This window comes from Pararhodobacter sp. (assembly GCF_036802785.1).
Lineage (GTDB): Bacteria > Pseudomonadota > Alphaproteobacteria > Rhodobacterales > Rhodobacteraceae > Pararhodobacter.
Genome location: NZ_DAIRVN010000123.1, coordinates 1 through 6,152, shown reverse-complemented (window position 1 = coordinate 6,152; position 6,152 = coordinate 1). Strand labels below are relative to the sequence as shown.

The window sequence follows — 6,152 nt, the reverse complement described above, 5'->3', positions numbered from 1 at the left end:
CCCCGCGCCCCGGAGCGCCCCCAGCCTGCTCCCGAAGGCCGCGTTGTGCTGCTGGTCGAGGATGAGGGGCCGGTGCGCGCTTTCGCGGCGCGCGCGCTCCGGCTTCAGGGCTATCATGTGATCGAGGCCGAGAACGGTGAGCAGGCGCTTGAGTTCCTTGAAGACCCGGCGCTCAAGGTCGATATCTTCGTCACCGATGTCATCATGCCGGGTCTGGACGGGCCGGGCTGGGTCAGCCGGGCGCTGACCGTGCGGCCGGATACGCCGGTGGTTTTCGTGTCAGGCTATACCGAAGACGCGCTCAGCGCCGCGCTGTCCCGCATCCCGCGCTCGCTGTTTCTGGGCAAGCCCTTTGCCCTGCAGGACCTGACCAACACCATCGCCAGCCAGTTGCAGCCGCCAGCCTGACCGTGGCCGGAGGGGCGGCAGATGCGGGCTTCGGGCGCGGAGGGGGAAGCGGGCCGGGAGGCCCTGAAGCGTTGCATCGCCGCGCGCGGCTGCTATGAACGGCGCATGATTTCCCGTGACCTTCACCTTGCGCCTATGGGCGCCCTCGGCCCGCTCAACCGCTCCTCCCGGCGGGCCTGAGCGGATGCGGGGCGCGCGCGCGGCTGTGATCTTTCTGACGCGCCTGCCCGCGGGGCGGGCCGGGACGGAAGATTTCGCCCGCGCACCCGGCTGGTTCGCGGCAGTGGGGCTGTTGGTGGGTGGGGTGCAGGCGGTGGTCTATCTGCTGGCCAACGCGCTCTGGGGCCCCGCACTGGCGGCGCTGGCGGCGATCATAGCGGGCCTTCTGCTGACCGGCGCGCTGCATGAAGACGGGCTGGCCGATACATTCGACGGGCTGGGCGGCAGCCCACGTTCTGAGCGCGCGCTGGAGATCATGCGCGACAGCCGCATCGGCAGCTTCGGCGCGCTGGCCCTTGGGCTGGTGCTGGGCGCCTCGGTTCTGGCGCTGGCGCAATTGGGTGCCGGTGCAGCCCCGGTGGCACTGATCGCCGCAGCGGGCCTCAGTCGCGCGGCGATGGGGGTGATGTTGCGCCACGGCCCATACTTGCGCGCGCAGGGCACCGGGACCGGCATGACCGGCCCGCAGAACGGGCTTCCGATAGCGCTGGCGGTGGCTTTCGCGCTGGCCCTTGGCTTTCTGGCACTGGGCGGCGCGGTGCTGAGCGGCCTTGCCGGGTTGCTGGCGGGGGCAGGGGTTATCTGGCGCTGGTCTCGGCGCAGGTTGGGCGGGGTTACGGGCGATATTCTGGGCGCGGCGCAGCAACTGGGGGCGCTGGGGTTTCTGCTTGGTGTGCTGGCATGGCCCTGATTCTGCTGCGCCACACCCGTCCCGAAGGCGCCGAGGGCCTGTGCTATGGCCGCACCGACCTGCCGCTGGCCGATGACTTTGCCGCCGAGGCCGCCCGCCTTGCGCGCGATCTGCCGCCCTTCACGCGCATCCTGACCTCGCCGCTGGGCCGTTGCCTGCGGCTGGCGCAGGCACTTGCCGCCGCCCGCGCCCGCCCGCTGAGCATCGACCCCCGCCTTGCCGAAATGGATTTCGGCCGCTGGGAGGGCCAGCGCTGGGACGCGATCGCCCGCGCCGAGCTTGATCTCTGGGCCGCCGATCTGACCGGCGCGCGTCCGCATGGCGGCGAGACCGTGGCCGAACTGGCCGCCCGCAGCCGCGCCGCGCTGAACGCGGCGCTGACCGGGCCGGTGCCGGTGCTGGTGGTCTGCCACGCCGGGGTGATCAAGTCCGCGCTGGCGGCAGGGCAGGGCGCAGCGGGCTGGCGCGCGCAGCCGGGCTATGGCAGCTGGCTGGAGCTGGGCCCCGGCTGGCAGGGTGAGGAGGGCAGCAAGTGACCGATTTTACGCTGGTTCTGGGCGGCGCCCGCTCAGGCAAAAGCCGCCTTGCCGAGGCCCGGATCCTTGCCACGCCGCGCAGCAAAGCGCCGCTCTACATCGCCACCGCGCAGGCCTTTGACGATGAGATGGCGCAGCGGATCGCTGCCCACCGCAGCCAGCGCGCGGGTGCGGGCTGGCACACCATCGAGGCCCCGCTGGCGCTGGCCGGGGCGCTGGCGCAGGCCCCGCCCGAAGCCCCCGTTCTGATTGATTGCCTGACCCTGTGGCTGAGCAACCACCTGCTTGCGGGCTCGGATCTGCCCACTGAGGGCGCGCGCCTTGCGCAAGCCATCGCCGCGCATCCGGCCCCGTTGATCGCCGTCGCCAACGAGGTGGGGCTGGGTATTGTGCCCGACAATGCCCTCGCCCGGCGCTTCCGTGACGAGGCGGGGCGGCTGAACCAGCAACTGGCGGCGCAGGCCGGGCGGGTGATTCTGGTCACGGCGGGGCTGCCACTGGCGCTCAAGGGCAGCCTTTAGATCTGCGCGCTATTCTCTAACGGCAGCGCCGGTTCACCTCGCGCTGCGCCAGCCCGGTTTCCACCAGCAGACAGCGGTCGCGCGCCTCGTAATAGTAGCCGCGCGCATACCATTGCACCGCCCGGTCCATATTCCCGCGTGAGACGATCCAGGCGCCGCGCAGGTAGCGCCCGCCGTAGCGCAGGTTCACCTCAGGGTTCAGCAGCTCTTCAGGGGGGCCGCGATGGCCCATGGTGCGCGCAGTCTGTGGCAGCACCTGCATCAGCCCCCAGTAAGGGCCATTGCGGGCATGCGCGCGATAATCGCTCTCGCGCTGGATGATCCGGTGCAGCAGCGCGGGAGGAATGCCATGCTCGGCGGCGGCGCGGTTGACCATCGCCCGCATTTCGGCCGTTTCACCCGGATGGAGCCCGCGCGAAACCGCGTCCTCACGCCCGCCACCGCAAGCGGCCAGTGCCAGAAGCACCACCATCAGCCCCAGAAAACGCATGCCGTCCCTCTTTTACCCACCCCGCGCAACCGGCGCACGCGCGGCAATCACACCGATCTCATCAAGGATTGCTTCGATCCCGGCAAGCCCCTTCTGTCCGGTATGCGCGGCTTTCAGCACATCGAAGCGGCGGCGCAGTTCGGCCTTCTCATCGCCCGCGCAGTCATTCCACGGGCGGCCCTGCAGCCCCATCACTAGAACGTAATAGCTGATGAAATGCGCCCGTTCTCCTGACCGGAGCAGCGCGGCATAGGCGGCATCCGCCCCCATGTCGCGCAGCGCGCTGGCGGTGTGGATCCCGGCGCAGTGAAAGGCAGCCTCGGTCGCCGGGCCGAGGTTGCGGATGGTCGAGATTGCATCGCTCATGGCGCGATGGTGCCGCGCCGCGCGGGGCTTGGCAAGCCCCCCGCCTGCGGCATAGGCTGGCCATGAAACAGGAGGGCCATGATGCCGGCAACAGACGAATCCCTGCCATTCGGCGGCGCAATCTCCGCCTTTCTCGCCAATGACGCGCCTGATGCGGTGCGTGAGGCAATCGCCGACAGCGGCAAGCGGGATATCATCACTCCTGGCTACCCCTATGACCGATGGATGAAGAAGGACGATTATGAAGGCCATATCAAGGCCTTGCAGATCGAACTTGTTAAATTCCATGCCTGGGTCGTCGCCACCGGACAGCGCGTGGCAGTCATTTTCGAGGGGCGCGATACAGCGGGAAAATCCGGTGCAATCAAGCGGGTATCGGAGAATCTTAGCCCGCGGAGCGCGCGGATCATGGCACTTTCCAAACCCGATGAGCGCGAGCGCGGTGAATGGTATTTCCAGCGCTATGTCGCCCATCTGCCCACCGCCGGTGAAATCGTTCTGATGGACCGCAGCTGGTATAACCGCGCGGTCATCGAGCATGTCTTCGGCTTCTGCACCACGGAACAACGTGAGAGCTTCTTCGCGCAACTTCCTGATTTTGAGGGTATTATATCAGGTGACGGTATTCACCTGATCAAGCTGTGGTTCAATGTCGGACAGGCCGAGCAACTGCGCCGCATGCTGGAACGTGAGCGTCATGTGCTCAAGCAATGGAAGCTGTCGCTGATTGACGTTCAGGGGCTGGCGAAATGGGATGAGTATACCGCCGCCATCGACGAGACCTTTGCGCGCAGCCATTTCGATATCGCGCCCTGGACGGTGGTCCGCGGGGATGACAAATACCGCGCCCGGATTGCGGCGATCCAGAGGATTCTGGGCGCGTTCGACTATACCGGCAAGAATGCCGAAGCCATCGGCACGCCGGACCCGCTGGTCATGGGCGGGCCGGATCTTCGGCTGAAATCCTGAAAACGGGGGCGGGCAGGTCTTCCGGGGGCGCGGAGGCGCTTGCCCAGACCAGTGCGCCCATACCGGCGAGCGCCGCGCCAGTGGCGTGATCGCCCTGCACCATCGCCAGCCGCCCCGCCGCCAGCGGCCCGAGGGCGCGCATCAACAGATGCGCCGAGGCCGCGGCGCCCGGTGCCGGTTTCCAGATCAGCCCCCGGGCAGCGCCGCCGACCAGAAACGGGATCAGGCGGGTGACGGGCAGGGCGGCGGAACTCAGTAATACCAACGGGCCGGGAAGTGCTGGCAGCGTCGGATGATGCAGCGGCCCGGCCGCCTCCCCGGCAAACCCTTCCTGCGCGCGCAGCCGTGCCAGCCCCGGCCGCAACTCCTCAATCGCCGCCAGCAGAACCTCTGGTGACGGTGCTGGCCCTGCCGCCCGCATCACCCCCGCCAGCGCCCGCGTCAGATCGCGCGCATCGGCACAGGCGATCTGCCCCAGCGGGCGCTCTCGGTCGCGCCTCACCGGCATCAGGCGCAGCGACAGGGGCGCGCGCCAGGCACCGGCGGTGAAATGGGTGAACAGCCGCTCGTTCAGCTCGGCCATGAAAAGGGCATCCATCGACAAAACCTACGGCACCCCGCCCGCCCCGGGAAGCCTCGTTGCTCATTTTCTGTCTGAAAATATCCTCGGGGGAGCCGCCAAAGGCGGCGTGGGGGCAGACAGCCCCCGTCCCCGGCCTCCGCAAGCAGAAAGGCCCGCCACGGGGGCGGGCCTTTCCGGCAATTTCGTATGATATCAGCGCTTCGAGAACTGGAAGCTGCGGCGCGCCTTGCGCTTGCCGTATTTCTTGCGCTCGACAACGCGGCTGTCGCGGGTCAGGAAGCCTGCAGCCTTCAGCGCCGGGCGCAGGGCCGGGTCATAAAGCTGCAGCGCTTTCGAGATGCCGTGCTTGACCGCACCGGCCTGGCCCGAAAGCCCGCCGCCGACGACCGTTGCCATCACATCGAACTGGCCTTCAACGCCGGACACCGTGAACGGCTGTTTCAGGATCATCTGAAGCACCGGACGGGCGAAATAGGCGTTGATTTCCTTGCCATTGACCGTGACCTTGCCGGAGCCGGGCTTGATCCAGACGCGGGCGATGGCGTCCTTGCGTTTGCCGGTGGCATAGGCGCGGCCCAGCGAGTCACGCATGGGTTCGCGGGGGGCGGCTTCGTGTTCGGTCGCGGGGGCGGCGGCAGCCGCGCCTGCGACGGCCGACTTCAGCGCATCGAGGGTTTTGATCTCTTCGGCCATGGTCATGCGCTCCGGGTATTCTTCGGGTTCATCGCCCGCAGGTCCAGCACTTCGGGCTGCTGGGCTTCATGCGGATGCTCGGCGCTGGCATAAACGCGCAGATTGGTCATCTGCTGACGCGACAGCGAGCCGCCGGGCAGCATGCGCTGAACGGCCTTGGTGACAACACGCTCGGGGAACTTGCCCTCAAGAATCTGGCGCGCGGTGCGCGACTTGATCCCGCCGGGGTGGCCGGTGTGCCAGTAATAGGTTTTGTCATCACGCTTCTTGCCGGTCATCTGCACCTTGTCGGCGTTGATGATGATGACATTGTCACCCATATCCATATGGGGCGTGAAGGTAGGCTTGTGCTTGCCGCGCAAGCGCATGGCGACGATCGATGCGAGGCGGCCCAGAACGATGCCTTCGGCGTCGATCAGGATCCACTTCTTTTCGATCTCCGCCGGTTTTGCGGTATAGGTTTTCATGTTTGACCCTGGAGATTGAAGGGAACTGGCGCCCCGCCCGAAAGCATGCGCCGGATGGCCGTGTTCTGGCGAATTTGTCTGTGCGGGTCAAGGGGCTTTGTCGGGTAATATCCGTGTCTTTTCAACGGCTTACAAAATAGGTATTATATTACCCCACAATTCTCACCCTTCAGCGCAGCTTTGGCGGGCGTGTCGGGTCCATTCCGGGG

Annotated in this window: 10 protein-coding genes; 5 read left to right on the top strand and 5 right to left on the bottom strand. The window is 67.2% G+C overall.

Translation table 11 applies throughout. The features are described from left to right. The 4 genes from V7Q53_RS22845 to cobU all read left to right on the top strand — a co-directional run. Positions 1 to 408: response regulator (locus V7Q53_RS22845; RefSeq protein ID WP_333831290.1), on the top strand; the 408-nt coding region annotated here is incomplete at its 5' end. Positions 409 to 523: 115 nt separating this feature from the next. Next, positions 524 to 1,318 (top strand): adenosylcobinamide-GDP ribazoletransferase, encoded by a 795-nt coding sequence (gene cobS / locus V7Q53_RS22840; RefSeq protein WP_333831289.1) that lies wholly within the window; start codon positions 524 to 526, stop codon positions 1,316 to 1,318. After that, on the top strand, positions 1,309 to 1,854 hold the full coding sequence (locus V7Q53_RS22835) for a histidine phosphatase family protein (RefSeq protein WP_333831287.1): 546 nt from the start codon (positions 1,309 to 1,311) through the stop codon (positions 1,852 to 1,854). The genes cobS and V7Q53_RS22835 overlap by 10 nt, the downstream gene beginning before the upstream one ends. Beyond that, complete coding sequence (gene cobU / locus V7Q53_RS22830) at positions 1,851 to 2,375, top strand: bifunctional adenosylcobinamide kinase/adenosylcobinamide-phosphate guanylyltransferase (protein ID WP_333831285.1); 525 nt, start codon at positions 1,851 to 1,853, stop codon at positions 2,373 to 2,375. The genes V7Q53_RS22835 and cobU overlap by 4 nt, the downstream gene beginning before the upstream one ends. Before the next feature lie 16 nt (positions 2,376 to 2,391). Here cobU and V7Q53_RS22825 read toward each other — a convergent pair whose 3' ends face one another. Further along, the gene (locus tag V7Q53_RS22825; protein WP_333831284.1) at positions 2,392 to 2,865 is read right to left on the bottom strand and encodes a transglycosylase SLT domain-containing protein; all 474 of its coding nucleotides are present in this window, start codon (positions 2,863 to 2,865) and stop codon (positions 2,392 to 2,394) included. Between the two features lie 12 nt (positions 2,866 to 2,877). Then, entirely contained in the window at positions 2,878 to 3,231 is a 354-nt protein-coding gene (locus V7Q53_RS22820; RefSeq protein ID WP_333831283.1) for a TfoX/Sxy family protein, read from the bottom strand. 81 nt (positions 3,232 to 3,312) lie between these two features. Here V7Q53_RS22820 and ppk2 point away from each other — a divergent pair, with 81 nt between their 5' ends. Next, positions 3,313 to 4,200 carry a polyphosphate kinase 2 gene (gene ppk2, locus V7Q53_RS22815; protein ID WP_333831281.1) on the top strand — a complete coding sequence of 296 codons (888 nt, stop codon included), beginning with the start codon at positions 3,313 to 3,315 and terminating at the stop codon, positions 4,198 to 4,200. Here ppk2 and V7Q53_RS22810 read toward each other — a convergent pair. The 3 genes from V7Q53_RS22810 to rplM all read right to left on the bottom strand — a co-directional run bounded on the left by V7Q53_RS22810 (position 4,166) and on the right by rplM (position 5,943). Beyond that, complete coding sequence (locus V7Q53_RS22810) at positions 4,166 to 4,798, bottom strand: hypothetical protein (RefSeq protein WP_333831278.1); 633 nt, start codon at positions 4,796 to 4,798, stop codon at positions 4,166 to 4,168. The genes ppk2 and V7Q53_RS22810 overlap by 35 nt on opposite strands. A 177-nt stretch (positions 4,799 to 4,975) precedes the next feature. Next, positions 4,976 to 5,476, bottom strand: a complete 501-nt coding sequence (gene rpsI / locus V7Q53_RS22805; protein WP_333831276.1) for a 30S ribosomal protein S9 — start codon at positions 5,474 to 5,476, stop codon at positions 4,976 to 4,978. A 2-nt stretch (positions 5,477 to 5,478) separates the two neighbouring features. Further along, complete coding sequence (gene rplM / locus V7Q53_RS22800) at positions 5,479 to 5,943, bottom strand: 50S ribosomal protein L13 (RefSeq protein WP_333831273.1); 465 nt, start codon at positions 5,941 to 5,943, stop codon at positions 5,479 to 5,481. Between the last annotated feature and the right edge of the window lie 209 nt (positions 5,944 to 6,152).

Bases quoted from the DNA above. Each gene is read 5' to 3' on its own strand.
- V7Q53_RS22835 (WP_333831287.1), top strand. From the start codon at position 1,309: ATGGCCCTGATTCTGCTGCGCCACACCCGTCCCGAAGGCGCCGAGGGC.
- rpsI (WP_333831276.1), bottom strand. From the start codon at position 5,476: ATGGCCGAAGAGATCAAAACCCTCGATGCGCTGAAGTCGGCCGTCGCA.
- rplM (WP_333831273.1), bottom strand. From the start codon at position 5,943: ATGAAAACCTATACCGCAAAACCGGCGGAGATCGAAAAGAAGTGGATC.
- ppk2 (WP_333831281.1), top strand. From the start codon at position 3,313: ATGCCGGCAACAGACGAATCCCTGCCATTCGGCGGCGCAATCTCCGCC.
- V7Q53_RS22820 (WP_333831283.1), bottom strand. From the start codon at position 3,231: ATGAGCGATGCAATCTCGACCATCCGCAACCTCGGCCCGGCGACCGAG.
- V7Q53_RS22825 (WP_333831284.1), bottom strand. From the start codon at position 2,865: ATGCGTTTTCTGGGGCTGATGGTGGTGCTTCTGGCACTGGCCGCTTGC.
- V7Q53_RS22810 (WP_333831278.1), bottom strand. From the start codon at position 4,798: ATGGATGCCCTTTTCATGGCCGAGCTGAACGAGCGGCTGTTCACCCAT.